Raw genomic sequence first — 25,971 nt, 5'->3', positions numbered from 1 at the left:
TCCAGGGCGTTCGATGTGGAGTGCGGCGGCGAGGCGGTGGCGCAGGTCACGGTCTCATCCGCGCAGAATGGGCGGCAACGTACCTCTGCAGTGGTCAGCGCCTGTCGGACGGGTGGGGCTCACAAACAGGACCCTAAGGACACTTGAAACCGCCATCGCCTCTCATGAAGTTAGTGCAGAGCAAGGCAACGCTGCACAAAGCATGGCGCGTTATCCAAGAGAATGCCCAGACGTCCACATCGCTTGACGTCCGCGCTGAGGTTGATGAGTTCGCGGCCGATCCGCAGAAGAACATCAACGTGCTCAGTGGTCAGTTGTCTGCCGGCAGCTTCAGATTTCCGGAAGCCAAGGGCATTCCGGTGGCTAAGAAGAACGCAGACGGAAGCAAAAGCGTCAAATTCCGCCCGCTTGTGCTGGCTCCGCTACGTTCGCGTATCGTCCAGCGCGCGGTACTTGAGGCCTTGGAGACAGTTCCCGGACTCAGTCGCTATTTTCACAATCCCAACAGCTTCGGCGGCATCAAGAAGCAGAAGAATGGGCTCGCAGCAGTCCCCGCCGCAGTGCAGGCTGTACTCACGGCGATAGGCAATGGTGCCACCCACGTGGCATTTGCCGACATACGTGCCTTCTTCACCAAAATACCCAAACCCCACGTGACGGACATCATTGCGAAGGTCACGGAAGATCCACCGTTCGTTGTGTTGTTTGAGGATGCCATTAGGCTCGAACTATCAAACATGGCCGAGCTCAAGGAGAAAGCACAGGCCTTTCCAATAGAGGCTATCGGGGTTGCTCAGGGCAATTCTTTGTCACCTCTGCTGGGCAACATCCTGCTTCATGACTTTGATCGCCGCATGAACGAGGGTGACTGCGTGTGCGTCCGGTATATCGACGACTTTATCATTCTCGCGCCTTCAGCAGCGGCCGCGAAAGCCCGCATGCGGCTGGCCATCAGCATCTTGGCTGAGTTCGGGATGACCCTCTCCGAGGAAAAGTCTTCGACGGCGCCCCTGAGAGTCTCCGACAAGTTCGATTGGCTTGGAATCGAATTCAACAACGGCTTCATCCGCCCATCATCGAAGGCGATCTCGAAGCTGGAGCTAAATGTACAGAAGCGCTTCAAAGAAAGCGCTAAGGGCATGCGGGAGACGAAGAGAGGCGACGCCATTCCTCGGAAACATTCCCTCGTAGCCACTCTCCACAGGACCGACAGCATCATTCGCGGGTGGGGCAAGCATTATCGCTTCTGCAACGATGATGCACTGTTTGGCCGAATAGATGCGAAAATGGCTGACTTGGTGGTAGCCTTCCTCGGCGAATACCGAGACATCAAGAGGCGACGTGACCCCAAGGATGCGGCGTCCCTATTGGGTATTGAGGATCTCGCCCGGCAGCAGCGCAGGCCGCTGGTCTGGCCGACAAAAGAGGGCTAGTCCGAGATGCCTGCTGTGTCCGTTTATGAGAGTCGACCGAGGCAATGTCGACGGCCAAGATGGGGCGCTGAGCGGCCATTCCTGCGAAACACCCGCAAAATTGTGAAGGGTCAAACCGAGACTTCCCGTCAAATCCTTGTCAGCCCTTTCTCCTTCCTGGTCACCGCAGTTATCCCCCTCACCCCATCATCATATCCCCCCTCACCGCCTCCACCACGAACTCCATCACCGCCTTCACCCGCTGCGGCAGGTTCCGCCGTGAGGGGTAGACCAGTGTGATCGGCAGCCGGGCCGGCGGGAAGTCCGGCATCAGGCTGACGAGGCGGCCCGCCGCGATGTCGGGGCCGGCGAGGATGTGAGAGAGGATGGCGAGGCCGCCGCCGGCCAGAGCGGCGCGGTGGACGGCGACGGCGCTGTCGGCGACGAGGCGGGGGGCGATGCGCAGGCGCGTCTCGTCGGCGCCGTCGGAGAAGGACCAGAGCCGCCCGTCGCCGGCGCGGGCGTAGCAGATGCAGTCATGGCGGGGCACCTCCTCCGGCCTCGCCGGGGCGGGCCGCCTTGAGAGATAGCAGGGCGCGGCCACCAGGAAGGCCGTGGTCCAGCCGATGCGCCGGCCCGTCAGGCTGGAATCCTCGACGGCGCCGAGGCGCACTTCGAGATCGATGCCCTCGCCGATGAGGTCGGAGGGCGCCTCGCGCAAGAGAAGATCGACGGTGAGGCCGGGATGGCGGGCGAGCAGCTCCGGCAGGCGCTCGGCGAGGGCCAGGCCCAGCGGGGCGGGCAGGCTGAGCCGCACCTTGCCGGTGACGGCGGCCTCCGCCGCGCCGGCGCTCTCGCCCAGCGCCTCCACCGCCTCGATCACGCGCAGGGCCATCGGGATCAGCCGCTCGCCCTCGGCCGTCAGCGCCAGGGACACCGTGGTGCGATGGAGCAGGCGCAGGCCGAGCCGCGCCTCCAGCGCCGAGACCTGGCGCGACACCGCCGGCTGGGTGAGATCCAGACCGGCAGCCGCCGCGGTGAAGGAGCCGGTCTGCGCCACGCGCAGGAAGGTCCGCAAGGCGCCAACGATGTCCATTCCCCACCCCCATACTTTTGCGCATAGGCCTTATGCCCGGAGTTTAGGCAGGTAAGGCTTTACTGTCCAGCTATTACGGATATTTTATATCCATAAGGATATTAGATATCCTTAATAAGGGAAACGGACATGAGCCAGCGCCTGAATTACGCCCAGCAATCCCCGGACCTGTTCAAGAAGCTCTCGGATCTCAGCATGGCCCTGAAGGGCAGCGTGATCGAGGAGAAGCTCCGCGATCTCGTCAACATCCGCGCCTCGCAGCTCAATGGCTGCGCCTTCTGCCTCGACATGCATGTGAAGGAGGCCAAGATCCACGGCGAGAGCGAACTCAGGCTCTACCACGTCGCGATCTGGCGGGAATCCAACCTCTTCGTGCCGCGCGAACGCGCCGCTCTGGCCTGGACCGAGGCGGTGACCCGGCTGCCGGAAGGCGGCATCCCCGACGAACTCTATGAGCGCGTGCGCGGCCAGCTTTCGGAGAAGGAGGTTTCCGACCTCACCTTCGCGATCGCCATCATCAACACCTGGAACCGCGCCTCTATCGCCTTCAAGGCGGTGCCGGGTTCGGCCGACAAGCTCTACGGGCTGGACAAGGCCGGGCTGAGCTGAGCCGTCTTCGCGGGTGCGCGGACAACAGCCACATTGAACTGCATTCAATGTGGCGGCGACGTCCGCCTCTTCCCCTCCTGCAGACGCAGCGTTTCCAAGAGCGGACGAGACGTCCGCGCACCCGGAAACAATCACCACCAGCGGCACGGGGCCCTTCGGCGCCGGAGCCACCATCAAACAGGAGGCCAGCATGAGCCTGGACAACACCTTGACGCCCGCCAGACCCAAACCCGACGAACTGGTGCCCTCGCGCTACGCGGTGAAGATCGGCGAGATCGAAGTACTTGTGGTCAGCGACGGCGTGCTGCCGCTGCCCACCCAGATGCTGGGCCACAATGCCGAAGCTTCCGTGCGGGCCGCCTGGCTGAAGGACATGTTCCTGCCACAGGACGCCTTCGACTGGGCGCTGAACGTGGTCGTGGTGCGCAGCGGCGCGCAGACCATCCTGATCGATGCCGGGCTGGGGCTCGACCCCGACCTCAACCTGCCGCGGGCCGGCCAGCTGATCAAGCGGCTGGAAGCGGCCGGCATCGACCTCGGCGCCGTGACCGACGTGGTGCTGACCCATATGCATATGGACCATGTCGGTGGCCTGCTGGTCGACGGCGTGAAGGAGCGCCTGCGCCCCGACCTCAGGATCCATGTGGCAGCGGCCGAGGCCAGGTTTTGGGAGGCGCCCGATTTCTCCCATGTCGCCATGCCGCCGGGCTTCCCGGATGCGCTGCGGGCGACCGCCAAGCGCTTCGCGGCTGAATATCGCGACCACTTGCGGCTGTTCGGCGAGGAGCATGAGGTGGCGCCCGGCGTGGTCGTCTCCCGCACCGGCGGCCATACGCCGGGGCACAGCGTGGTCCGCCTCGCCTCCGGCGGCGATCGGCTGATGTTCGCGGGCGATGCCATGTTCGCGGTCGGCTTCGAGCATCCCGACTGGTTCAACGGCTTCGAGCACGATCCGGAGGAGGCGGCCCGCGTGCGCGTCCGGCTGCTGCAGGAATTGGCTGAGACCAATTCGTTCCTGGTCGCCACCCACCTGCCCTTCCCCTCGGTCGGCCATGTCGCCGTGGACGGCGAAGCCTTCCGCTGGGTGCCGGTGTTCTGGGACTACTGAACAATTTCCGGGTGCGCGGGCGTCCCGCCCGCTCTTCCTTTCCTGCAAGCACGACGTTTCCAAGAGCGGACTGGAAGTCCGCGCTCCGACATCACCAAAGGAGACATCCCATGAAAATCGTCATCATCGGCGGCACCGGGCTGATCGGCACCAAGACGGTGGCGCGGCTCCAGGCCAAGGGCCATGAGGTGATCGCCGCCTCGCCCAACACCGGCGTCAACACCATCACCGGCGAGGGCCTCGCCGAGGCGCTCAAGGGCGCGCAGGTGGTGATCGACCTCGCCAACTCGCCCTCCTTCGAGGACAAGGCCGTGCTGGAGTTCTTCGAGACCTCCGGCCGCAACCTGATGGCGGCGGAAAAGGTGGCCGGCGTCGGGCACCACATCGCCCTCTCGGTCGTCGGCACAGAGCGGCTGCAGGACAGCGGCTATTTCCGCGCCAAGCTCGCCCAGGAAAAGCTGATCAAGGCCGCCGGCATCCCCTATACCATCGTGCACTCCACCCAGTTCATGGAGTTCCTTGCCGGCATCGCCCAATCCGGCACAGTGGAGGGCAAGGTGCATCTGTCGCCCGCCTTCGTGCAGCCGATCGCCTCCGACGACGTCGCCGACGCCATGGCCGACGTGGCGCTCGCCGCGCCGGTGAACGGCACGATCGAGATCGCCGGCCCGGAGCGCTCGCGCCTCAGCGATCTCGTCGCCCGCTACCTCAAGGCCAGCGGCGATGCCCGCGCGGTGGTTGTCGATCCCGAGGCCCGCTACTTCGGCGCCCGCCTCCAGGATGGCTCGCTGGTGAGCGACAACAATCCCCGCCTCGGCCTCATCGGCTTCGAGGCATGGTTTGCCGGCAATCCGAGGAAGTGAGGCGGCGGCGACCGCAACGCTGTCATCCCCGGCGAGGCCGTAGGCCGAGGGAAGGGGATCCAGGGGCTAAAGGGCCCGATCCACGGCCCCTGGATCCCCTTCCCCTCGCTCTCTCTCGCTGCGCTCGCGAGTAGCGCGGCCGGGGATGACAGGTCGAGTTTCACGATCATTTTCACAAGCATGTCCCCCAACCAGGAATCCCCACCATGATCCGTCCTCTCCTCGCTGCCTTCGCCATCTCCACTCTGCTCACCGCGCCGGCCGTTGCCGACGGCAAGGCGGCCAAGGTCTCGCTCGTCTATGAGCACGAACTGCCCAACGTCCCCGGCAAGAGCCTGAAGGGCGTGCTGGTCGAATATGGCCCCGGCGGCTTTTCCGAGGGCCACACCCACCCCGCTTCCGCCTTCATCTATGCCACCGTGCTGGAAGGGGCGATCAAGAGCCAGGTCAATGACGGGCCGGTGAAGGTCTACCGCGCCGGCCAGAACTTCTCCGAAATGCCGGGCGACCGCCACGGCGTCAGCGCCAATGCCAGCAAGACCCGGCCCGCCAAGCTGCTGGCGGTGTTCGTGGTCGACACCGCCCAGAAGGAACTGACCTTCCCGCTGCAGAAATAAGAGTGCGAGCGGGCCGAGCGTGGCACGAAAAGCCCTCTCCACACGGTGGGGAAGGCTTCTCGCGCCTTTCTCGGTGCGCCCCCATACACACGCCTCCTCCCTCCGAGCCCCAGCCATGGTCGATGATCCCGCCTTCCTGCCCCTCGTGCTGATCGACCTCCTCGGCCTTGCCGGCATCGTCGTCTGGCATCTCCAGGGGCGCCGGCGCCCGATGGCGCGGCTGATCGTGCAGCTGCTGTTCTTCACCGGCATGACGGTGCTGCTCGGCCTCAACGGCATCTGGCCGCACGAACTCGGGGCACGCGAGGCCGTCGGCCTGGCCGCCTTCGTCGCCAAATCGGCGCGGGTGCTGTGGTGGACGCATCTGGCCTGGGCCGTGATCGGCCTGATGCACATCTATTTCGCCCTCAACCGCCGGCCGCGCGAGGCCCATCTGCTGCAGGACCTGTTCGTGGCCCTCGCCTATCTCGGCGTCGCCCTCTCGATCCTGGGCTTCGTGTTCGGTGCCCCCGTCGGCACGTTGGTGGCGACCTCCGGCGTGGTCGCGGTCATCCTCGGCCTCGCCTTGCAGAATACGCTCGGCGACGTCTTTTCCGGCATCGCCCTGACGCTCGGGCGCTCCTATGGCCTCGGCGACTGGATCGTCCTCGGCGACGGCACCGAGGGGCGGGTGATCGAGACCAACTGGCGCTCCACCAACCTGCTCTCGGGCGCGCATAATGTGGTGGTGCTGCCCAACAGCCTGCTGGCCAAGCTCAGCCTGACCAATCTCAGCCGCCCCGACGAGACCCACTGGATCAGCCAGAGCGTGCGGATCGCCGCCAGCCAGGGCCCGCATGACAGCGTCGAGGCACTGCGGGCCGTGCTCGGGGCCTGCGAGGGGATCCTCCGGGAGCCCGCGCCGATCGTGGCGCTCAAGACGATCGATGCGCTGGCGATCGAGGCCGAGCTGCAGTTCTGCGTCGCCAATCCGGCGCGGCGCACGCCGGCGCGCAACGAGGTGCTCGACCGGCTCTACCAGGCCTGCGGAGCCGGCGGCCTCGCGCTCGTGCCCTCGCCCGCCTCCCTCATCCTGCCCGCGCCAGCACCCATTCGAAGCTATCCTTCCACAGCTCGGCCGGAATCTCCTGCGACAGGATCGAGACCAGGTCCGACAGCTTGACGCTGCGCAGTTTCTCGCGCCAGGCCTCGTCGGCCGCCCACATGATGCGCGCCACCGCGCAGGGCGCGCTCTCGCAATAGCCCTGGGGGCGGCAGGGATTGTTGGCGCGGATATTGGTGCACACGAAGGTGCGCGACGGCCCTTCCACCGCCTCGACGATGTCGAGGAAGGTCAGCTCGGCCGGGGGCCTCGCCAGCCGGTAGCCGCCGGAGGGACCGAGCGTGGTATCGACCAGCCCGGCCTGCGAGAGGTGCTGCAGCGCCTTGGAGAGATATTCCTTCGGCACGCCGTGGAACTCGGCCAGCGCCTTGGTCGAGAGGTAGCGCCCCGCCGGCAGGCCGGCGAGGATCGCACAGCAATGCAGCGCCCATTCGACTTGGCTTTTGAGGATCATCCGTTCATTCCGTAGCGGCAGTACGCGCCGATAATTACGGATATACGATATCCCTATTGGTGCAGCGTGTAAATGCGGGGCTTGGAGCGCGGACTTCTCAGCGACATGCGAGCACGTCGCGATATCCGCTCTTGGAAACGCTGCCCTCATGGAAGGGAAGATGCGGACAGGATGTCCGCGGTCCCAGCCACGTCGCTTCTCATGCGACATCGGCTGGGTTCGCGCTGGAACCACCCAGGCTGGGACCGCGGACGTCCCGTCCGCATCTTGGAAACATCGCGCCTGCAAGAAAGGAAGAGCGGATATCGCGACATGCGAGCATGTCGCTGAGATGTCCGCGCTCCAAAAATCTCCCCCTTCCCCTCATCTTGCGCTATCAAGCGGCCAAACCCTGCCTCGGAGATTGCACCCTTGACCGCTGCTGCCCCCATCGCCCGCGCCCTGCTGTCCGTTTCGGACAAATCAGGCCTGATCGACTTCGCCAAAGGCCTCGCCGCCCGCGGCGTCGAGCTGGTCTCGACCGGGGGCACGCGCAAGGCGCTGGAGGAGGCCGGCCTCCCCGTCAAGGACGTCTCCGACATCACCCGCTTTCCAGAGATGATGGACGGCCGCGTCAAGACGCTGCATCCCAAGGTGCATGGCGGCCTGCTCGCCATTCGCGGCAATGAAGAGCACCGCGCGGCCATGGCCGCCCACGGCATCGGGCCGATCGACCTCCTCGTCGTCAACCTCTACCCCTTCGAGGCGACGCTCGCCCGCGGCGGCAGCTTCGAGGACCTGATCGAGAACATCGACATCGGCGGCCCCGCCATGATCCGCGCCGCCGCCAAGAACCATGACGACGTCACCGTGATCGTCGACGTCGCCGATTACGACGACGTGCTGGCCGAGATCGCCGAGAACGAGGGGGCGACCAGCCTGATCTTCCGCCGCCGCATGGCCGCCAAGGCCTATGCCCGCACCGGCGCCTATGACGCCGCCATCTCCAACTGGTTTGCCGCGACGCTGGAGGAGGACACGCCGACCTTCCGCGCCTTCGGCGGCACGCTGGCCGAGGCGCTGCGCTATGGCGAGAACCCGCATCAGAGCGCGGCCTTCTACCTCACCCCCGAAAAGCGCCCGGGCGTCGCCACCGCCCGCCAGCTCCAGGGCAAGGCGCTTTCCTACAACAACCTCAACGACACCGACGCCGCCTTCGAATGCGTTGCCGAATTCGATCCGGCCAAGTCAGCCGCCGTGGTGATCGTCAAGCATGCCAATCCCTGCGGCGTCGCCGAGGCGCCGACGCTGGTCGAAGCCTATGAGAAGGCCTTTGCCTGCGACCCCGTCTCGGCCTTCGGCGGCATCATCGCGGTGAACCGCACGCTCGATGCCGATACCGCGCGGAAGATCGTCGAGATCTTCACCGAGGTGATCGTCGCCCCCGATGCCAGCGAGGAAGCCATCGCCATCATCTCGGCCAAGAAGAACCTGCGCCTGCTCGTCACCGGCGCCCTGCCCGATCCGCGCGCGGAGGGTCTCACCGCCAAGACTCTGGCGGGCGGCCTGCTGGTGCAGTCGCGCGACAATGCCGTGGTCGACGACATGACGCTGAAGGTGGTGACCAAGCGCAGCCCCACGCCCAAGGAGATGGCCGACCTCGCCTTCGCCTTCCGCATCGCCAAGCATGTGAAGTCCAACGCCATCGTCTATGTGAAGGACGGGGCCAGCGTCGGCATCGGCGCCGGCCAGATGAGCCGCGTCGATTCGGCCCGCATCGCCGCCGCCAAGGCTGCCGATGCCGCCAAGCTGGCAGGCCTGCCGGAAACCCTCACCAAGGGCTCGGTGGTGGCTTCGGACGCCTTCTTCCCCTTCGCCGACGGGTTGGAGGCCGCGGTCGCCGCCGGCGCCACCGCCGTGATCCAGCCGGGCGGCTCGCAGCGCGACGCCGAGGTGATCGCCGCCGCCGACGCGGCCGGCCTTGCCATGGTGTTCACCGGCACGCGCCATTTCCGGCACTGAGGCCGGCCCGGCTGCGCAAGCCCGACCAGCCTTCCCTGCGGCGTGGGGAAGGCCGTTTGCCCTTCACGTGTCGCGGCAGGAGGCGACGCGCCGGCCGGCCGGCTTTCGCGCCGCCGAGGCCTCTCGCCTGTTCCCACAGGTATAGCTGCCCGACCTCGCAATGACGCATCCAGGCTGTCGTAATGCCCTGGCCTGCTCGTAGTCTAGACCCATCTGTCCACAGCCTATAGCTGCAGATGATCGCGTAGTTGAACTGCCGACAGGCCCGGTGATAGTTTCGGGCTGAGATCCATAAGCTTGTAGCTGGCTTTTGGATTCAATCGGGGTGCTGGGGAGAGTTGGAATGAAGTTTCTTGCGCGCGCGGTGGTTGCCGCCGGCCTGGCCGTGACGATGGCTGCCCCATCGGTGGCCGGGGAGGCTGCCCAGGTGGTGCATCAGGGCAGCGTGCAGACCAGCGTGCCCGCCGGGGTCACGGTGATCGTCAAGAAGATCACCGTGGGCGAGGATGCCACGGTGGTCAGCCTCGTCGCCTCCTTCGACAGCCGCCAGACCAACCGCGTCAATCTCAACGACGTCAACGCCTTCCTCGACATCGGCAACAGCCAGAAGCTCAGCCTGCGCCAGCCCGAGGACAATCCCTATCTGATGATCCAGAACGGCCAGAGCATGGATGGCGAGCTGGTCTTTCCCGGCCGCATTCCGGCCGATACCGGTGAGGTCCGGCTGGTCTTCAACGACGGCAATGCGGGCGACGACCTCAACGCCCCCGGCCTGACGCTCAAGATCCCGGTCAAGGCGCAATGAAGCGCCTCGGCGCCGCCGCGGCGCTGCTGGCCCTTGCTCTTCCGGCATGGCCGGCATCGGCCCTCGTGATAGAATACCGCCGCGAGCCGATCGGCGAGCACCCGACGCTCGTCCGCCCCAGGCTCATCGGCGTCAGCCGCTGGCAGCCCTATGCCTTGCCACCCACGCGCTTTGCACCGCAGGCCCCGGCAAGCCGGCTCGGCCCGGCTGGCGGAGCTTCCAGCCTGCGCCTCAAAGAGGTGCCGGCCAAGCTGCGCAGCCGCACGCAGGCCCTGCTCGAGCAGTTCGGCGCCCGCGAGAGCGAGGGCAAGATCCTGATCAGCCTGCCCGGCGACGTGCTGTTCGATTTCGACAAGGCCGACATCCGTGCAGACGCCAAGCCGGTCCTGGCGCGCCTCGTCGAAGTGCTCAAAGCCTTTCCCAAGGCCCCGGTTGCGATCGGCGGCCATACCGATGCCAAGGGCGAGGACGACTACAATCTCGCCCTGTCCGAACGCCGCGCCGCCTCGGTAAAGGCCTATCTCGCCCGAGGCAAGATCAGCCCCGGCCGCCTGACCATCGAGGGCTATGGCGAGGCCCGCCCCGTTGCCCCCAACCAGAAGGCCGACGGCGCCGACGATCCCGAGGGCCGCCAGCGCAACCGCCGGGTTGAGTTCGAGATCGGCAAGCCGCCGGAATGATCGAGGCCCGTTCCATCACATTCCTCCAGCAAAAGGCGACACCATGGCGTTGATCCCCTGCCCGGCCTGTACCCAGCGCGTCTCGGAGCAGGCCTTGGCCTGCCCGTCCTGCGGGCATCCGATCGCCGCCGCCGGCGAGGGCAAGCAGACGGCGATCCGCGTGCTGGGCGGCGTCGCCGGCACCTATGTCTCGGCCAACGCCCTGGTGCAGCTCGTGCTCGGCGCGGTCTTTTGCATCAGCGTGGCCGCGGTGATCATGACGCTGATCATCGTCAGCGGCTGAGCCGCTGCATCCGCTCAGACCGCCACCTTGGTGCAGATCTCGACCAGGCAGCCATTGTTGTCGCGGACATAGGCGACGATCTGGCCCCAGGGTTTCTGTGCCGGCGGCGACACCGCCTGCGCCCCCGCGAACAGGGCCTTCTTGTAGGCGATCTCGACATCGTCGACGACCAGTGCGATCTCGGTGCCCGCCGGAAGCGCATCCGGCCGGTTGGGCTGAAAGGCACCGACCATGTCGGTGACGAAACTCTCATCGGCAAAGCACAAAGCCGTCTCGCCGGTGACGAGCTCGGCGAACTGCCCCTCGGCAATGAAGCGCGTCTCCAGCCCGAAGGCCTGCTTGTAGAAGGCCGACGTCTCCACGACATCACGAACGTAATGAACGACGTAACCGAGCTTCATGACAATGTTCCCTGTTTGTTCGCATAATTGCTAGAGCAAATCGGGAGCCTTGTCGAGTCCGAACCAGCCGGAAACATCGATTGCCTTCCCTCCCCCGAGGCCCCCTTCCCGCTTGGGAAGGAGGTCCAAGGTAAGGATAATGCCGCTTCTTCCTACAGCGGCTTGTAGGCGATCGCCTCGATCTCGATCCTGATGTCGATCATCAGCTGGGCTTCCAGCGTGGTGCGCGCCGGCGGGTTGGCAGGGAAATAGCTGCCATAGACCTTGTTGAAGGCACCGAAGTCACGGGCATCGGCCAGGATCACCGTGGTCTTGACCACGTCCTCCAGCCCCGCCCCGGCCAGCGCCAGGGCCTTGGCGAGATTGTCCATCACCTGGCGGGTCTGCGCCTCGATGCCGCCCGGCACCACCGAGCCGTCCGGCAAGGTCGGCACCTGGCCGGAAACATGGATGCTGTCACCCGCCCGCACGGCCGGGGACAAGGGGACATGGGAGGTGCCGAAATGCTGCTTGGTCATGGATATCCCGGTAGGTTGCATCAACTCGTCGCGTCATTGCGAGCGTAGCGAAGCAATCCAGAAATTTCCGGCACGGTACGTTGTGTCCTGGATTGCTTCGCTACGCTCGCAATGACGATCTACTTACTTCACCGCCCCCAGGGCAAGGCCACGCATCAAATAGCGCTGCAGCCAGGTGAACAGGATCGCGATCGGGATGGTCGCCGCCAGGGCAGCCGCCATCACATAGTTCCACTCCACCGTATAGCGCCCGGCCACCAGATTCACCACCTGCAGGGGCAGCGTATAGGCCTCCTGCTTGCGCAGCATGGTGAGGGCGATGACATATTCGTTCCAGGCATTGATGAAGGTGAAGATCGCCGTCACCGCCATCGCCGGCAGCGCCAGCGGCAGGAACACCTTGACCAGCGTGGCAAAGGGGCTAGCCCCCTCGATCCAGGCCGCTTCCTCCAGATCCTTGGGGATGGTGGAGAAATAGCTCTGCAGCATCCACACCGCGAAGGCGAGGTTGAAGGCGATGTAGATGAAGGTGACGCCGGTGAGGCTGTCGATGAGTTGGAAGCCGAGGCGGTTGCCGAGTTCCACCAGCAGGCGGAACAGGCCGAAGACCAGCACGATCGGCGAGAGCATCTGCGAGATCAGCAGGAACTGGCGGAAGGCCCCGCGCGCAGCGAAGCGATAGCGGCTGAGCGCATAGGCGGCGGGGATGGCGACCAGCACCGTCAGCACGGTGGTGACCAGCGACACGATCAGCGAATTGGCGAGCGCCGGCCCGAAGGCCGTCTCGGTATACATGGTGACGAAATTGCCCCAGACCGGCCGGCTCGGCCACCAGGAGGAGGACAGCATCTCCTCCGTCGGCTTGAGCGCCGTCACCAGCATCACCGCGAAGGGAAAGAGCGTGAGGACGATCAGGGGCGACAGCAGCACCCAATAGAGCACGGAGCGCTTGAGTTTGCTCATGCCTGTTCCTCCTCGCGCATGGCCAGCCGCACATAGATGATGGCGAAGACGAGCAGCAGGGCGAACATGATGATCGATACCGCCGCCGCCTCGCCGAACTTACCCAGGCGGAAGGCGAGCTTGTAGAGATAGGTCACCAGGATGTCGGTCGAATTGGCCGGGCCGCCCTGCGTGGTCACCCAGATGATCGGGAAGGAATTGAACACGTTGATGGTGTTCATCACCAAAGCGATGTTGATGAAGGGCTTCAGCAAGGGCAGCGTGATGTGGGTGAATTGCTGCCAGCGGCTCGCCCCCTCCACCGCGCCGGCATCGTAGAGATCATCGGGCACCGAGGACAGGCCGCCCAGGAAGATCGTCACCGTGAAGGGGATCGAGACCAGGATGCCGATCAGGATCTGCATCGGAAAGGCTGTGGACGCATCCGCCAGCCATTCGATGTTATGGCTGGTCAGGCCAAGCCCGCGCAGCCCGGAATTGAGCATGCCGCTCTCGCCATTGAGCGCCCAGCGCCAGACCACTGCCGTCATGGCCAGCGACACCGCCCAGGGCAGCATGATGATGACGCGGGCGAGGCTGCGCCCGTAGAAATCGTCGTTGAGGATGAGGGCGATCGGCACTGAGACGATTAGCGTTCCCGCGACCACGCCCACCGTCCACACCAGCGTGCGCCAGAGCGCCGCGATGAAATCGGGATCGGCGAACAGGGCCTGGAAATTGGCGAGGCCCGAAAACTCCCGGAGCATGCCGAAGCGGTTGACGTCATGCAGCGAGATCTGGCCGATCTGGTAGAGCGGCCAGAAGATGATGAAGGCCGCCATCAGGAAGCTTGGCAGGATCAGAAGATAGGGTGTCGCACGCCCCATACGGTGTGTGCCTCCTCGGTGCCGAAGGGAAGAGCTGATTGGTTTTTCACAGCACGGACTGTGCTGCCCCTCACCCTTACCCCTAGTCAACTCAAGAGAGTTGACGATACCCCGTAAGAACGGGGCGAGGGGGAGTTTGGCGTCGCGCCCTGTCCAGCAAATGCGGCGTTTTACATTAAAGCGCAACACCCGGCGCCCCTCGCCCCGTTCTTACGGGGAGAGGATAGAGGTGAGGGGCAGCGTATCGCTTGTTTATGGAACCGCGATCATTCGCTACCCCCACCCATCATCCCGCTACTTCTTCTCGAGGATGCCGTTGACCTTGGCGGCGGCTTCCTTGAGCGTCGGCTCGATTTCGCCCTTGCCCAGATAGATGGTCTGGATCGCGTTGGAGGTGGTCTGGGCGATATCCTCCCAGCCCGGAATCACCGGCGCGAAGATCGCGTTGGGCAGGAGGGAGGCGAACACCTTCTTGTCCGGATCGTCGGCGAAATAAGGATCCTTCGCCTCGGCGGCGTTCACCGGCAGGAAGCCCTCGTTCTTGTCGAAGGCAGTGCGCTGCTCGGTCGAGAACAGGAAGGTGAGGAACTTGAAGGCCTCGTCCTTCACCTTGGAATTCTCGAACAGCACGATCGAATCAGTCACGCCATAGGTGAAGGGCTTGCCATCGGCACCCAGCGGAATCGGCGCCACGCCATATTTCAGGTTGGGCGCCTCGGCCTTGATCTGGCCGGAGAGGAAGGGCGCCGTGATCACGGTCGCGACCTTGCCCTGCTTGAACAGGTTCTGCACGTCCTCGCGGGCATAGGAGGTCACGCCCGGCTCGGTGAGGCCCCCATCGATGAAGCCCTTATAAAGCTTGGCCGCATCGATCGCCGCCTGGCTGTCGAGGCCGGACTTGCCGTCCTTGACGATCGCGCCGCCATTGGACCACAGCCCGTAGTAGAAATAGACGTCCGTCTCGATTTCCTTGCCCTGCAGGCCGAAGGGCGCCACGTCCGGCGAAGAGGCCTTGATCTTGGCGGCGGCAGCCTGGAACTCCGTCCAGGTCTTGGGGAACTCGGTCACGCCAGCCTTGGCGAAGACGTCCTTGTTGTAATACATGCCGCGGGCGGAAGCCGCGATCGGCAGGCCGTAGGTCTTGCCGTCCATCACCGAGGGCGACAGGAAGGTCGGGATGAAGCTGCCCTTGAATTCGGGCGTGATGTAGCTGTCGAGCGGAGCAACCACACCCTGGGAGACGTAGTCGAGCAGCCAGCGCGTGCCGATGATCGAAAGATCGGCATTGGTACCGGCCGAAATGTCGGTGGTCAGCTTCTGCTGGAGATTGTCCCACGGCACCACTTCGATCTCGATCTTGGTGTCGGGATTGGCCTTCTGGAACGCCTCGGCGGCTTCCTTGAAATAGGGGCCGGTCGCCTTCGAATATTCGGCGATGGTCACGCGCACCGTGCCTGCCTGCGCGATGGAAGCGCAAGCCAGGAGACTGGCGCCTGCGAGCAGCATCGCCATCCGTCCGATCATTGTCATGAAACGTCCCCGTCCTTGTCATTGCTGCGGTCGTTGCCGCGCCCCCGCGCGCCTCGCCGCAAGAGGGCGCTAATGTTCCCCGTAATCGAAAACCGCGCAAGCGAGATTTGACCAGCTGGCCTATGCCCGGGGTGGATTTACCCTGCGTACCAAATTACCCCCATACTGCGGCCGGGACACGCCGCTTCCGGCTTTGCCTTCCCGCGATTGCCATGCATAGATGACGTCGTTTCATGTTCGGGTGAGTCCTGCGGAAGCTGCTTCCTGGGAGCGCGGACGTCCTCGTCCGCCCCTTTTCTCGCCCCCTAACGCCAGGCTTGCAGTCGGGAAGAGCGGACGAGGACGTCCGCGCTCCCAGGAAGATATATCACCATGAGCGAACCATCCCTCTCCGACCCTTTCGGCCTTGCAGGGCGCCATGTCCTGCTCACCGGCGCCGGTGGTGGCATCGGGCGGGCGATGATCGAGGCTTTCCTTCGGGCCGGCGCCACGGTCTCGGGCGCCGACAGGGACGGCAGCCTGCTGGAAAGCCTGCCCCTGCAGCACCGGCTCGTCTTCGACCTCACCGACGCCAGGGCTTGCAGCGAGGCGATCGCCGGGCTGGTGGCCGAGGGCAGTGTCCCCGACATCCTGGTCAACAATGCCGGCTTCACCCGGGCCGAGACGCTGGGTGACGTCGACGAAGCTGTCTGGGACAGCGAGCTCGCCATCAACCTCACCGGCGCCTTTCATGTCACCCGTCCCGTGATGGCAGCGATGGCGGTGCGCGGCAGCGGCTCGGTCGTCTTCGTCGCCTCGGTCAACGGGCTCGGCCATTACGGCAATCCCGCCTATTCGGCCGCCAAGGCCGGGCTGATCGCCTATGCCAAGTCGATCGCGGTGGAAGCCGGCCGCGACGGCATCCGCGCCAATGTGGTCTGCCCCGGCTCGGTGCGCACGCCGGCCTGGGACCATCGCCTTGCCAAGGATCCGGCGATCCTCGAAGATGTCGTCTCCCATTACCCGCTCGGGCGGATGGTGCGCCCCGAGGACGTCGCCAATACAGCCGTCTTCCTGGCCTCCCCGCTTGCCGCCGGCGTGACGGGAGCGGTCCTGCCTGTCGATGGCGGCCTGACCGCCGGCAATCTGCGCTTCGTGCGCGACATCATCGAGAGGAAACGATGAGATGAGCGAGGGTTTCTACCCTCCCCTCGATGGGGAGGGTCGACGCGAAGCGTCGGGGTGGGGTGGCTGCTGCGCCATTAGAGATCGAACTCATACGGCGACCGTGCCGACAAGATTGGTGGTTCTCACCCCACCCCGGCCTTTCAGGCCGCCCCTCCCCATCGAGGGGAGGGTAGAAGGTAGCGTTCCATCATCCCGATTTTGAACTCGTAAGGGAGGCAATGACATGGCGGGCCTGCAGGTCAAGGCGCTGCAAAAGCGATATGGCTCGGCCGTGATCCTCAAGGGCATCGACCTCGATGTCCGCGACGGCGAATTCGTGGTGCTGGTCGGCCCTTCCGGCTGCGGCAAGTCCACGCTGCTGCGCATGATCGCCGGCCTCGACGAGATCTCGGACGGCGAATTGTGGATCGGTTCGAAGCTCGCCAACAAGCTGTCGCCGCAGCAGCGCAACATCTCCATGGTGTTCCAGAGCTACGCCTTGTTCCCGCACATGACCACGCGCGCCAATATCGGCTTCGGCCCTCGCATGCGCGGCGAGAGCGCCCAGTCGATCGAGCCACGCGTGAAGAAGGCGGCTGGTGTGCTCAATCTGCACGATTATCTCGACCGCTATCCCCGCCAGCTCTCGGGCGGCCAGCGCCAGCGCGTCGCCATGGGCCGCACCATCGTGCGCCAGCCCGAGCTCTTCCTGTTCGACGAGCCGCTCTCCAATCTCGACGCCAAGCTGCGCGTGCAGATGCGCACCGAGATCAAGGCGCTGCACCAGGACCTGAAGACCACCATCGTCTACGTCACCCATGACCAGATCGAGGCCATGACCATGGCCGACCGCATCGTGGTGATGAATGCCGGGCATATCGAGCAGGTCGGCACACCGCTCGAACTCTATGACCGGCCGGCCAATCGTTTCGTGGCGAGCTTCCTCGGCTCGCCCTCGATGGGCTTCATTCCCGGCACGGCCGAGAAGGGTGACGGGGTGCCACGGCTGCGCACCAAGAACGGCCTGCTGCTGCCGATGGGCGACAGCACCGCGGCCTCCGGTCAGGCAGTGGAGATCGGCATCCGCCCCGAGCATTTCCTGCTCGGCACCGAACAGACCGGCTTTCCCTTCGTGGTCGGCGTGGTCGAGCCCACCGGCGCGGAGACCCATCTGTTCGGCACCATCGACGGCACGGAGATGCGCGCCGTGTTCCGCGAGCGCCTGTCGCCGGCACCGGGCGAGACGCTCTACCTCAATGTCGACCGCACCAATGTCCACGTCTTCGATCCGCAGAGCGGTGCGAGGCTGTAAGGCATCGAATGGATCGCAAATTCGCTCTATCGTCATTGCGAGCGCAGCGAAGCAATCCAGTCGCCGCAAGCATGGCATTTCAAAAAAGCTGGATTGCTTCGCTGCGCTCGCAATGACGGGAAACCTGTTCCGGGACTCGAGAATTCAAACGCAATCCATGACGATGCCCCTCGACACCAATCCCTTTCCCGACGATGCCGAGCGCCATGCCCTGTGGGAGATGCTGGTCCGCCGCGACATCGAGGCCTATCTCGAGGCGGACTGGCCGGCGGTAGCGGACGATTTCCTCGCCGAGACCTTCTTCGGCCTGAGCGGCCTCAAATCGGCCAATCCGGACGAATGGCGCATGATCTTCCCGCGCCTCGACGACTATCGAGACCGCTGGCTCAGCCAGGCCAAGCTCTCGGCCGCTACCGCGTATGCCGAGCCTCGCCGCGAGGCGCTCTATCGCATCACGTCGCTCACCGAGATCGACATCAATGGCGATCGCGCAGTCGCGCACAAGAAGTTCGACGGCACCATCGCCAAGGCCGACGGCAGCACCGATTCCATCAACTGGCAAACCCTCTATCTGTGCAACCGGATCAACGGACGCTGGAAGATCGCCGGCTTCGTCGGCTACCTGCCCAATCCGATGGGGACAGCGGGCTGAACCTGACAGGCTGACATCGACGCCTTCGTCGGCACCGAGAAATGTGTGCTCTCCTTCTCCACTTCGTGGCTGTCGAGGCGACCGTATCGACGACGGCAAGACAGAGCGCGAGAGTCCCTCCCCGACTTCGGGGAGGGTGGGCCGGCGAAGCCGGATCGGGTGGGGGAGAGTGGCGCGCTGGGCAGAACAGCAAAGATCGCGCCACTCTCCCCCTTCCGTCGCTGCTACGCAGCGCCACCTTCCCCGAAGTCGGGGAAGGATTCGCGCTCTATTCCGTACGCGCCAGATGTAGGCAGCCGACAGGCACGCGGTGAGAGCGTTTACACTGCCCTTTGCCCCTCGCCTCAGAACTCCTTCTTTTTCAACCCGTCAGCGATGAAATCCGCCTGCCGGATGGCGAGCGCCACGATGGTCAGGGTGGGATTCTCCGCTCCGCCGCTGGTGAACTGGCTGCCGTCCGAGATGAACAGGTTCTTGATGTCGTGCGTCTGGCCGTGCTTGTTGACCACGCCGTCCGACGCCTTGGCGCTCATGCGGTTGGTGCCGAGATTGTGGGTGGAGGGATAGGGCGGCGTCGGGAAGGTCCTGATGGCGCCGACCGCCTCATAGATCGCCTGCCCCTGCCGATAGGCATGATTGCGCATGGCGGTGTCGTTCTCATGGTCGTCGAAATGCACATTGGCGACCGGCATGCCCGCCTTGTCCTTGACGGAGGAATGCAGGGTGATGCGGTTGGCCTCGCTCGGCATGTCCTCGCCGACGATCCACATGCCGGCCATGTGGTCGTAGCTGTCGAGCGCCGAGGTGAAGGAGCGCCCCCAGGCGCCGGGATCGAGAAAGGCAGCCATGAAGGGCAGGCCGAGCGACAGCGTCTCCAACTCATAGCCGCCGGCAAAGCCGCGCTTGGGATCGTGGCCCGCCTCGTCCCTGACGATGCCGGCCATGGTGGTGCCGCGATACATGTGCACCGGCTTTTCGAAAACACCGTAAACCGAGCCGGTGGTGTGGCGCATGTAGTTGCGGCCGACCTGGCCGGAGCTGTTGGCCAGGCCATCCGGGAACAGGTTCGAGGCCGAGTTGAGCAAGAGGCGCGGGCTCTCGATGGAATTGCCGGCGACGGCGACGACACGCGCTTTCTGGCGCTGCGTCTTGCCGTCCTTGTCGAGATAGACCACGCCGGTGACCTTGCCCTTGGCATCGTGCTCGATCTTGACTGCCTGGCTGTTCGGCCGGACCTCGAGATTGCCGGTCTCCTCGCCCTTCGGGATCTCGGCATAGAGGGTCGACCATTTCGCGCCGGACTTGCAGCCCTGGAAGCAGAAACCGATCTGCTGGCAGGAACCGCGCCCGTCGCGCGGCTGGCTGTTGATCGCCATGCGTCCGGTATGCACTTCCTTGTAGCCGATCTTCTTGGCGCCGGCTTCCAGCACCTTGTAGTTGTTGTTGCCGGGCAGGCCGGGAATGTTGTTGGTGCGCGTCACCCCCATCTTGTCCTCGGCCTTCGCGTAATAGGGCTCGAGTTCGGCCAGGGTGATCGGCCAGTCCAGGAGATTGGCGCCCGGCAGGCTGCCATAGGTCGAGCGGATCTTGAATTCGTGCTCCTGGAAGCGCAGCGAGGCTCCCGCCCAATGCACGCTGGAGCCGCCGACCGCCTTGACGATCCAGGCCGGCAGATTGGGAAAGTCCTTGTGCACGCGCCAGCTTCCCGAAGTGGTGCGCATGTCCTTCCAGGCAAGCTGGCCGAAGCTCTCCCACTCGTCGTTGACGAAATCCTCGATCTCGTAGCGGCCGCCTGCTTCCAGGATCACGACCTTCACGCCCTTGAGGGCCAGTTCGGTGCCCAGCGTGCCGCCGCCAGCGCCGGAGCCGACGATCACCACGACGGAATCGTCGTTCAGATCAAAAGGAGCTGCCATGGTTCCGTCTCCTCCAAGGCGTCCTGCGCAAAGACGGTCTCGTCTCAGGTCGCAAGGACGCGTCGAACCAAAGAATGAGAGAAAAAATGCGTTCTGGTTGAAACGCGCTTTGCTCAGGGAATGGGTGCCGCCGGCGGAAAACCCGTCCGGAGGAAATGAGGGCTGGAAATCGGTCTCTACCGGCCGGGATCAGAGCCACTCGATGTCGGAAAAGCCGCGGTTGATATAGCCGCCCTTGTCGGCGGAGGAGCCCTCATAACCGAAGAGGGGCCAGACCTCCTTCTGGTTGTAGAGACTGACCACCAGGCCCGAGCGCACCGCGCCGAAGAAGGGCGAGGCCTCGACCTTGCGCAGGATCGCCAGCCTCTCCTCTTCCCAGCCGAGGTCGGCATAGCGCTTGCCGCCCGCCGCCGCGGCCAGCCCGTCCAGCGTGGTCACGCCATCCTCGAACAGGGCCTTGCTGGCCGCATCCTTGCCGGCCTTGGCATCGAAATCCTTGACGGCGATGGCGTAATAGCGATCGGGAAGCCGGTCGTGCGGATAGATGTCGCGCGACATCCGGACCAGCGTTTCCAGCGTCTCCGGCTTCAGCGCGCCGGCTTCGAGCGCCCAGGCCTCCCGCGGGCAGTAGAGCGCCCCGCCGGCGACCACCAGCGCAACCCCGGTCGCAGCCGAGACGATAAAACCGCGACGGGACAGTTCGCCTGCCTGCCTGGCTTTCTTCATGTTGTCCTCCCTGCTTGTTGCGCCGGGGCTGCCATCGGCGCCCCGGTCTGCCATTCTTGTCATGCCGGGCGGCCGCGCGAGCTGGCGGCCGGCAGGCTATTTGTAGCGCCCGCCCCGCTGCAGGACCTCGATCTTGTAGCCGTCGGGATCCTGGATGAAGAAGAAGCGCGCGGCTCCCGAACCATCCGGGAAGGAGAGCGTCTTCAAATCGCCGGGCTCGAGGCCGAGGGCTACGACCTTCGCATGTGCCGCCTCGAGATCCGGCACGGAGATCGCCAGATGGCCATAGCCGTCGCCGAGCTGGTAGGGCTCGGTGCGGCCCTTGTTGACCGTCAGTTCCAGTTCGAAGCCGGTATCGTCGCTCAGATAGATCAGCGTGAAGCTCTCGAAGGCGAAACGGCCGGCGATGTCCAGCCCGAAGGCCTTCCGGTAGAAGTCGACGGAGCGCTGTTCGTCGAGAACGCGGATCATGCTGTGAATCATGCCCATGGCAACTGGCCTCTATTTTTGAACGCTGAGTGACTTGAGATAGGAAATGATCCGCGCGCGCTTGGCGGGATCGGCCTGGCGATAGGGCATGGTCGAACCCGGCCTGAAGGCCTGGGCATTGCTGATCCACTTGTCGAGATTGTCGGCATCCCAGGTGAAGCCGGCATTGGCGAGCGCGGCCGAGTATTTGTAGCCTGGATAGGTTCCCGCCTTGCGACCGATGAGACCGGCCAGATTCGGTCCTTGGCGCGGGCCCGCCGCGGGATCGACGACGTGGCAGGTGCCGCAGCTGGTGACGAACTGCTTCTGGGCGGCCGCGAGATCGTCGTCCGCCTGGGCGGCAGAGCTGGCGAGCAGCCAGGCTCCTGCCATGACGGCAAGCGCCTTGCCCATCCCTCCTTGCGTCCCACCCATCATGACCGCCTGCTTGGTTTGCGACTATGGCCAGGAGGTTAGGTGCCGGCTTCGGGCACCGGGTAGTAATATTGCATTACACGTCGAGAATTCGGAAAATCGGGTGGTGATCAGCCGAGATAACACGGCGGGTACCGGCGCGCCTGAGAGCGGCAGCTCCCAGTCCTACTCCGCAGCGACGAGATCGAAGGCGGCAGGCCGGCGCGAGGCGGCGGGCCGCAGCTCGGCGACATATTTCAGGCAGCAGCAACGCAGAAGCGAGGTGAAGTTGCGGACATCGCCGTGAAGGTCCAGCACCTCGTCATGCAGGCGGGTGACGAAACGACCGAGCGACATGCCCTGGTCGACCGCAAGTTCCTCCAGGATGTCCCAATAGACGGCTTCGAGGCGAATCGAGGTCGCATGCCCGCCGATACGCACCGAACGCGTATGCGTCTCATAGGTCTCCGGCGGCTGGGAGGCGAACAGATGGCACATGGCTTTCCCCCGATCGGCGCGTCCTTGCAGTTCCTGCCGATTGCGGCATGTCGCAAAACGCTTTGCTTTCTTTGACTCTTTCCAAAGAGAGCGGCTCTGTCAATCGGCGAAAGCCGCGCCAAGGCGTTGCCGGTACCAGGGTGCTATTTCGCGCCTGCCCGCCGGACCCTGAGCTCGTTGCCGGCCTTGGCATCGAGGCCGATCATGTCGAGGATGGCGATGAAGGCGATCAGCCCGATCACCGCGAAGGCGATCTGGAAATCGACCAGCGGCAGCGAGCCGTTGGTGCCGGGGAACCAGAGTTCCGCCAGCCTGAGCGCCGCGGCCGCCACGCCGACGCCGAGACCCATCGACATCTGCTGGGCGACGTTGAACAGGGTGTTCGCCCCGCTCATGCGCGCTTCCGGCACATCGGCAAAGGCGATGGTGTTGAGCGCGGTGAACTGCATCGAGCGTGTCAGGCCGCTGGCGAACAGCAAGGCGCAGATCAGCGGGAAGGGCGTCGCCGGCGTCAGCAGCGCATAGGAGGAGATCAGCACGGCATTGAGGAGGCCGTTGCCGAGCAGCACCTGGCGGAAGGTGAAGCGGCGCAGCACCGGCGTGGTGAAGGGCTTCATTACGATGTTGCCGGCGAACACCCACAGCACCAGCAGGCCGGCCTGGTAGGCATCGAGCCCGAAGGCGAGCTGGAACATCAGCGGCGCCAGGAAGGGCACGGCGCCGATGGCGATACGGAATATCGAGCCGCCCCAGATGGTGATGGAAAAGCTGCGGATGCGCAGGGCCCAGGGATCGACCAAGGGGTGCTCGGCGCGCCGTGCATGGAGAACCGCGGCCGTCGTGACCACGGCGCTCGCCGCCAGCCAGATCGCCGCCAGCGCCATGGAGCCGTCCTGCCGCGAGATCAGGTCGAGGCCATACATCAGGGCGAAGCAGGCAACGCCGATCAGGACGAAGCCCGTCCAGTCGAACGGCTTGGCGCCATCGGGCTTACCGGCGGGGATCAGCTTCATGGTGAGGATGAAGCCGAGGATGCCGAGCGGCACGTTGAGGAAGAAGATCCAGTGCCAGGTCGCATAGGTGGCGAGGAAGCCGCCGATCGGCGGGCCGAGCACGGGCGCCGCCAGGCCGGGCCAGGTGATGGTGGCGATCGCGCGCATCAAATCCTGCTTGGCGGTGTTGCGCAGCACGATCAGCCGCCCCACCGGCACCATCAGGGCGCCGCCGACGCCCTGCAGGATGCGCGCCGCCGTGAAGACCGGCAGGCTGGTGCTGAGGCCACACAGGATGGAGGCGAGCGTGAAGATCACGATGGCCCAGCCGAACACGGCCCGCGGGCCATATTTGTCGGCGACCCAGCCGCTGGCCGGGATCAGCACGGCCAGGGTGAGCAGATAGGCGGAGATGCCGATATTGAGGTCGATCGGCTGCACGCCGAAGGAATCGGCCATCTGCGGCAGGGCGCTGACCACCACCGTGCCGTCCAGCATCTCCATGAAATAGGCGCCGGCGACGAGGAAGGCCAGGATGGAACTGCTCGCCGGCTTGGATGTCATGAAGGTTGGTTCCGAAGACTAAGGCAGCAGGGACTTTCCGCCACGCCATTGGTCGGACCATAGAAAAAGAAGACGGAGCTGGAAAGAGAAAGCTTGAGGGCGAACCTAAAGGGAAACGATCGTTTCCAAATTCACCCTCGCCCATAGGCGCGGACGAAAAAGGCCACCGTCATGCCGACCGCGATCGCCAGCGTGGCAAAGCGTACGGCGCCGGATGGCAGCCGCCGGCCGGCCTGGGCGCCGAGATAGCCTCCGGCGAGCGCCCCGCCTCCCACCATCAGCGTCTGCGTCCATTCCACCGCCCCGGCGAGCGCGAAGCAGAGCACGGCGGCGCTGTTGGCGGCCGTCACCATCAGCGTGCGAGCCGGGTTCAACGCCTTGAAATCGGCGCCATGGAGCAGGCTCCAGGCCGCGATCATCATCAGCCCCACGGCGCCGCCGAAATAGCCGCCATAAAGACCGAGCAGGACCTGGATCGCCAGCACCACGGCAGGCCCGGCCGTCAAGCGCGCCCGCAACGCGGCGCCGAGACGCGGCCCCGCCGCCAGCATGAGGGTGGCGACGAGCAGCAGCCAGGGCAGCAACTGGTCGAACATGGTCGTCGGCGTCCACAGGAGCAGGAGCGCGCCCGCAAGGCCGCCGGCCAGGGTGACGGCGAGCATCCAGCCGGCCGGCGCGCCGCAGATCGGATCGAAGCCGCTGCGATAGACATAGGCGCTGGCTGCGCCGCCGGGATAGAGCGCCACCGTGCTCGAAGCATTCGCCGCAACCGAAGGCACGCCGGCAGCGATCAGGGCCGGCAGCGTCACGAAGGAGCCGCCGCCCGCCATGGCGTTCATCGCGCCAGCAAGCAGCCCGGCACCGGCAAGCAGGAGGAAATCGGACATACGGGCTTCGTGACATTCGCAGGCAGAATTGACAATCGGGAAGATCCGAGCATTTCCTTCGGAAAAAACGAAGGATACAGGATGCGTTTCGATCTGATCGACTTGCGCTTGTTCGAGGCGGTGGCACGTACGGGCAGCATTTCCGCGGGGGCCGAACGCATGCACATGGCCCTCGCCTCCGCCAGCGCCCGGGTGAGCGGCATGGAGGCCGCTCTGGGCACCGGTCTCCTCATCCGCAGCCGCCGCGGCGTCGAACTGACGGCGGCCGGGCGGGCACTGCTGCACCACGCCGGCACCATCACCGCCCAGGTCGAGCAGATGCGCGGCGAGCTGCTGTCCTTTTCCTCCGGCCTCAAGGGCGAGATCCGCATGCTCTCGAACACGGCCGGGCTGGTCGAGTTGGTCCCGGCAGCACTCCGCGTCTTCCTGGCCAGCCACCCCGGCGTCGACATCGACATCGAGGAAAGAACCAGCGCCGAGATCGTCGAGGCCGTCAGTGCCGGCATGGCGGAATTCGGCGTGATCGCCGCCACCGCCGATCTGGCAGAACTGCAGACGCGCACCCTCGGCGTTGATCGCCTGGTGGCGATCGCGGCCAGTACCAGCGCGCTCGCAGCCCGGCCGGAGATCGGCTTTGCCGAACTGATCAGCGAACCCTTCGTCGGCCTCGCCGGCGGCGCCCTCACCGACCATCTCGCCCGCCACGCCGCCCGCCTGGGGCGCCGCATCGCCTATCGCGTCAGGCTGCGCAGCTTCGATGCCGTCGCCCGCCTGGTCGAGGCCGGCATCGGCGTCGGCGTGCTGCCGCAGGCCGCCGTCGAGCGCTATGGCAGCCAGCACCTTGTCGCGCTGCGCCTCAGCGACGGCTGGGCCGATCGCCACCTGGTGGTTTGCGCCAAATCCCTCGCCGGCCTGTCGATGCATGCCCGCCTGCTCATCGACGAACTCGAGCGGCAGGGGGCGTCGCAGACACCGGGCCTGCTTGCCAGAGACGGTGAGTGACCTTCGGCGTCTCGAAGGTTGCGCAAGGGAATGTCGAGCCTTTCAAAATCCAGGCTCGTCGCCTTGATTTGTCGTATCACCGGCAG

General features: G+C 65.1%; 28 protein-coding genes. 14 read left to right on the top strand and 14 right to left on the bottom strand.

Features of this window, described 5'->3' with window-relative positions; genetic code table 11:
* The first annotated feature begins 164 nt into the window (after nt 1-164).
* On the top strand, nt 165-1,433 hold the full coding sequence (locus BA190_RS16610) for a reverse transcriptase domain-containing protein (RefSeq protein WP_068289665.1): 1,269 nt from the start codon (nt 165-167) through the stop codon (nt 1,431-1,433).
* Nucleotides 1,434-1,611: 178 nt separating this feature from the next.
* Here BA190_RS16610 and BA190_RS16605 read toward each other — a convergent pair whose 3' ends face one another.
* A complete protein-coding gene (locus tag BA190_RS16605) occupies nt 1,612-2,508 on the bottom strand; it encodes a LysR family transcriptional regulator (RefSeq protein WP_068289663.1) in 897 nt (298 codons plus the stop codon).
* A gap of 129 nt (nt 2,509-2,637) precedes the next feature.
* On the opposite strand from BA190_RS16605, the gene BA190_RS16600 reads away from it, so the two are divergent.
* From BA190_RS16600 to BA190_RS16580, 5 genes are all read left to right on the top strand, one after another.
* Nucleotides 2,638-3,117: a carboxymuconolactone decarboxylase family protein gene (locus BA190_RS16600; protein ID WP_068289661.1), complete on the top strand. Its 480-nt coding sequence runs from the start codon at nt 2,638-2,640 to the stop codon at nt 3,115-3,117.
* 190 nt (nt 3,118-3,307) lie between these two features.
* On the top strand, nt 3,308-4,225 hold the full coding sequence (locus BA190_RS16595) for an MBL fold metallo-hydrolase (protein WP_068289655.1): 918 nt from the start codon (nt 3,308-3,310) through the stop codon (nt 4,223-4,225).
* Nucleotides 4,226-4,335: 110 nt separating this feature from the next.
* Nucleotides 4,336-5,088, top strand: a complete 753-nt coding sequence (locus BA190_RS16590) for an SDR family oxidoreductase (RefSeq protein ID WP_068289652.1) — start codon at nt 4,336-4,338, stop codon at nt 5,086-5,088.
* A 206-nt stretch (nt 5,089-5,294) separates the two neighbouring features.
* The gene (locus BA190_RS16585; protein WP_068289644.1) at nt 5,295-5,705 is read left to right on the top strand and encodes a cupin domain-containing protein; all 411 of its coding nucleotides are present in this window, start codon (nt 5,295-5,297) and stop codon (nt 5,703-5,705) included.
* Nucleotides 5,706-5,820: 115 nt separating this feature from the next.
* Complete coding sequence (locus BA190_RS16580; RefSeq protein ID WP_068289642.1) at nt 5,821-6,867, top strand: mechanosensitive ion channel family protein; 1,047 nt, start codon at nt 5,821-5,823, stop codon at nt 6,865-6,867.
* Here BA190_RS16580 and BA190_RS16575 read toward each other — a convergent pair.
* Nucleotides 6,773-7,261, bottom strand: coding sequence for an Rrf2 family transcriptional regulator (locus tag BA190_RS16575; RefSeq protein ID WP_068289640.1), 489 nt, complete (start codon nt 7,259-7,261; stop codon nt 6,773-6,775). The genes BA190_RS16580 and BA190_RS16575 overlap by 95 nt on opposite strands.
* Nucleotides 7,262-7,672: 411 nt before the next feature.
* Between BA190_RS16575 and purH the strand changes: the two genes are divergently transcribed.
* From purH to BA190_RS16555, 4 genes are all read left to right on the top strand, one after another.
* Nucleotides 7,673-9,262, top strand: coding sequence for a bifunctional phosphoribosylaminoimidazolecarboxamide formyltransferase/IMP cyclohydrolase (purH, locus tag BA190_RS16570; protein WP_068289635.1), 1,590 nt, complete (start codon nt 7,673-7,675; stop codon nt 9,260-9,262).
* A 343-nt stretch (nt 9,263-9,605) separates the two neighbouring features.
* Nucleotides 9,606-10,067 carry a hypothetical protein gene (locus BA190_RS16565; protein WP_068289634.1) on the top strand — a complete coding sequence of 154 codons (462 nt, stop codon included), beginning with the start codon at nt 9,606-9,608 and terminating at the stop codon, nt 10,065-10,067.
* Entirely contained in the window at nt 10,064-10,747 is a 684-nt protein-coding gene (locus BA190_RS16560) for an OmpA family protein (protein WP_068289632.1), read from the top strand. Before BA190_RS16565 ends, BA190_RS16560 begins: the two co-directional genes overlap by 4 nt.
* Nucleotides 10,748-10,790: 43 nt before the next feature.
* Nucleotides 10,791-11,030, top strand: a complete 240-nt coding sequence (locus tag BA190_RS16555) for a hypothetical protein (RefSeq protein WP_068289628.1) — start codon at nt 10,791-10,793, stop codon at nt 11,028-11,030.
* Between the two features lie 14 nt (nt 11,031-11,044).
* On the opposite strand, the gene BA190_RS16550 is transcribed toward BA190_RS16555, so the two are convergent.
* The 5 genes from BA190_RS16550 to BA190_RS16530 all read right to left on the bottom strand — a co-directional run bounded on the left by BA190_RS16550 (nt 11,045) and on the right by BA190_RS16530 (nt 15,308).
* On the bottom strand, nt 11,045-11,431 hold the full coding sequence (locus BA190_RS16550; RefSeq protein ID WP_068289626.1) for a VOC family protein: 387 nt from the start codon (nt 11,429-11,431) through the stop codon (nt 11,045-11,047).
* A 152-nt stretch (nt 11,432-11,583) separates the two neighbouring features.
* Nucleotides 11,584-11,949 (bottom strand): RidA family protein, encoded by a 366-nt coding sequence (locus BA190_RS16545; RefSeq protein ID WP_068289625.1) that lies wholly within the window; start codon nt 11,947-11,949, stop codon nt 11,584-11,586.
* 123 nt (nt 11,950-12,072) lie between these two features.
* A complete protein-coding gene (locus BA190_RS16540) occupies nt 12,073-12,912 on the bottom strand; it encodes a carbohydrate ABC transporter permease (protein WP_068289624.1) in 840 nt (279 codons plus the stop codon).
* Nucleotides 12,909-13,778, bottom strand: coding sequence for a carbohydrate ABC transporter permease (locus BA190_RS16535; RefSeq protein ID WP_068289610.1), 870 nt, complete (start codon nt 13,776-13,778; stop codon nt 12,909-12,911). Before BA190_RS16535 ends, BA190_RS16540 begins: the two co-directional genes overlap by 4 nt.
* A gap of 294 nt (nt 13,779-14,072) precedes the next feature.
* Nucleotides 14,073-15,308, bottom strand: a complete 1,236-nt coding sequence (locus tag BA190_RS16530) for a sugar ABC transporter substrate-binding protein (RefSeq protein WP_068289607.1) — start codon at nt 15,306-15,308, stop codon at nt 14,073-14,075.
* A 372-nt stretch (nt 15,309-15,680) separates the two neighbouring features.
* On the opposite strand from BA190_RS16530, the gene BA190_RS16525 reads away from it, so the two are divergent.
* The 3 genes from BA190_RS16525 (at nt 15,681) to BA190_RS16515 (ending at nt 18,418) form a co-directional block, all read left to right on the top strand.
* Complete coding sequence (locus tag BA190_RS16525; protein ID WP_068289604.1) at nt 15,681-16,472, top strand: SDR family oxidoreductase; 792 nt, start codon at nt 15,681-15,683, stop codon at nt 16,470-16,472.
* Nucleotides 16,473-16,698: 226 nt separating this feature from the next.
* Nucleotides 16,699-17,766 (top strand): ABC transporter ATP-binding protein, encoded by a 1,068-nt coding sequence (locus BA190_RS16520; RefSeq protein ID WP_068289601.1) that lies wholly within the window; start codon nt 16,699-16,701, stop codon nt 17,764-17,766.
* 163 nt (nt 17,767-17,929) lie between these two features.
* Nucleotides 17,930-18,418 (top strand): hypothetical protein, encoded by a 489-nt coding sequence (locus tag BA190_RS16515; protein ID WP_068289687.1) that lies wholly within the window; start codon nt 17,930-17,932, stop codon nt 18,416-18,418.
* A 344-nt stretch (nt 18,419-18,762) separates the two neighbouring features.
* Here BA190_RS16515 and BA190_RS16510 read toward each other — a convergent pair whose 3' ends face one another.
* The 7 genes from BA190_RS16510 to BA190_RS16480 form a co-directional block, all read right to left on the bottom strand.
* Nucleotides 18,763-20,334: a GMC family oxidoreductase gene (locus BA190_RS16510; RefSeq protein ID WP_068289599.1), complete on the bottom strand. Its 1,572-nt coding sequence runs from the start codon at nt 20,332-20,334 to the stop codon at nt 18,763-18,765.
* A 189-nt stretch (nt 20,335-20,523) separates the two neighbouring features.
* Nucleotides 20,524-21,060, bottom strand: a complete 537-nt coding sequence (locus tag BA190_RS16505) for a twin-arginine translocation signal domain-containing protein (RefSeq protein ID WP_068289598.1) — start codon at nt 21,058-21,060, stop codon at nt 20,524-20,526.
* A gap of 96 nt (nt 21,061-21,156) precedes the next feature.
* Nucleotides 21,157-21,531 carry a VOC family protein gene (locus BA190_RS16500; protein ID WP_245314758.1) on the bottom strand — a complete coding sequence of 125 codons (375 nt, stop codon included), beginning with the start codon at nt 21,529-21,531 and terminating at the stop codon, nt 21,157-21,159.
* A 30-nt stretch (nt 21,532-21,561) separates the two neighbouring features.
* Nucleotides 21,562-21,966: a cytochrome c family protein gene (locus tag BA190_RS16495; protein WP_156771548.1), complete on the bottom strand. Its 405-nt coding sequence runs from the start codon at nt 21,964-21,966 to the stop codon at nt 21,562-21,564.
* A 162-nt stretch (nt 21,967-22,128) separates the two neighbouring features.
* Nucleotides 22,129-22,440 (bottom strand): ribbon-helix-helix domain-containing protein, encoded by a 312-nt coding sequence (locus BA190_RS16490; protein WP_068289590.1) that lies wholly within the window; start codon nt 22,438-22,440, stop codon nt 22,129-22,131.
* Between the two features lie 143 nt (nt 22,441-22,583).
* Nucleotides 22,584-23,996, bottom strand: a complete 1,413-nt coding sequence (locus tag BA190_RS16485) for an MFS transporter (RefSeq protein ID WP_068289588.1) — start codon at nt 23,994-23,996, stop codon at nt 22,584-22,586.
* Nucleotides 23,997-24,127: 131 nt separating this feature from the next.
* Nucleotides 24,128-24,883: a sulfite exporter TauE/SafE family protein gene (locus BA190_RS16480; RefSeq protein WP_068289581.1), complete on the bottom strand. Its 756-nt coding sequence runs from the start codon at nt 24,881-24,883 to the stop codon at nt 24,128-24,130.
* Nucleotides 24,884-24,964: 81 nt separating this feature from the next.
* Between BA190_RS16480 and BA190_RS16475 the strand changes: the two genes are divergently transcribed.
* Nucleotides 24,965-25,885 carry a LysR family transcriptional regulator gene (locus tag BA190_RS16475; protein ID WP_068289573.1) on the top strand — a complete coding sequence of 307 codons (921 nt, stop codon included), beginning with the start codon at nt 24,965-24,967 and terminating at the stop codon, nt 25,883-25,885.
* Nucleotides 25,886-25,971: the final 86 nt, after the last annotated feature.

It is taken from the genome of Labrys sp. WJW, from assembly GCF_001676615.1.
Lineage (GTDB): Bacteria > Pseudomonadota > Alphaproteobacteria > Rhizobiales > Labraceae > Labrys > Labrys sedimenti.
This window is presented reverse-complemented; position numbering and strand designations above follow the sequence as displayed.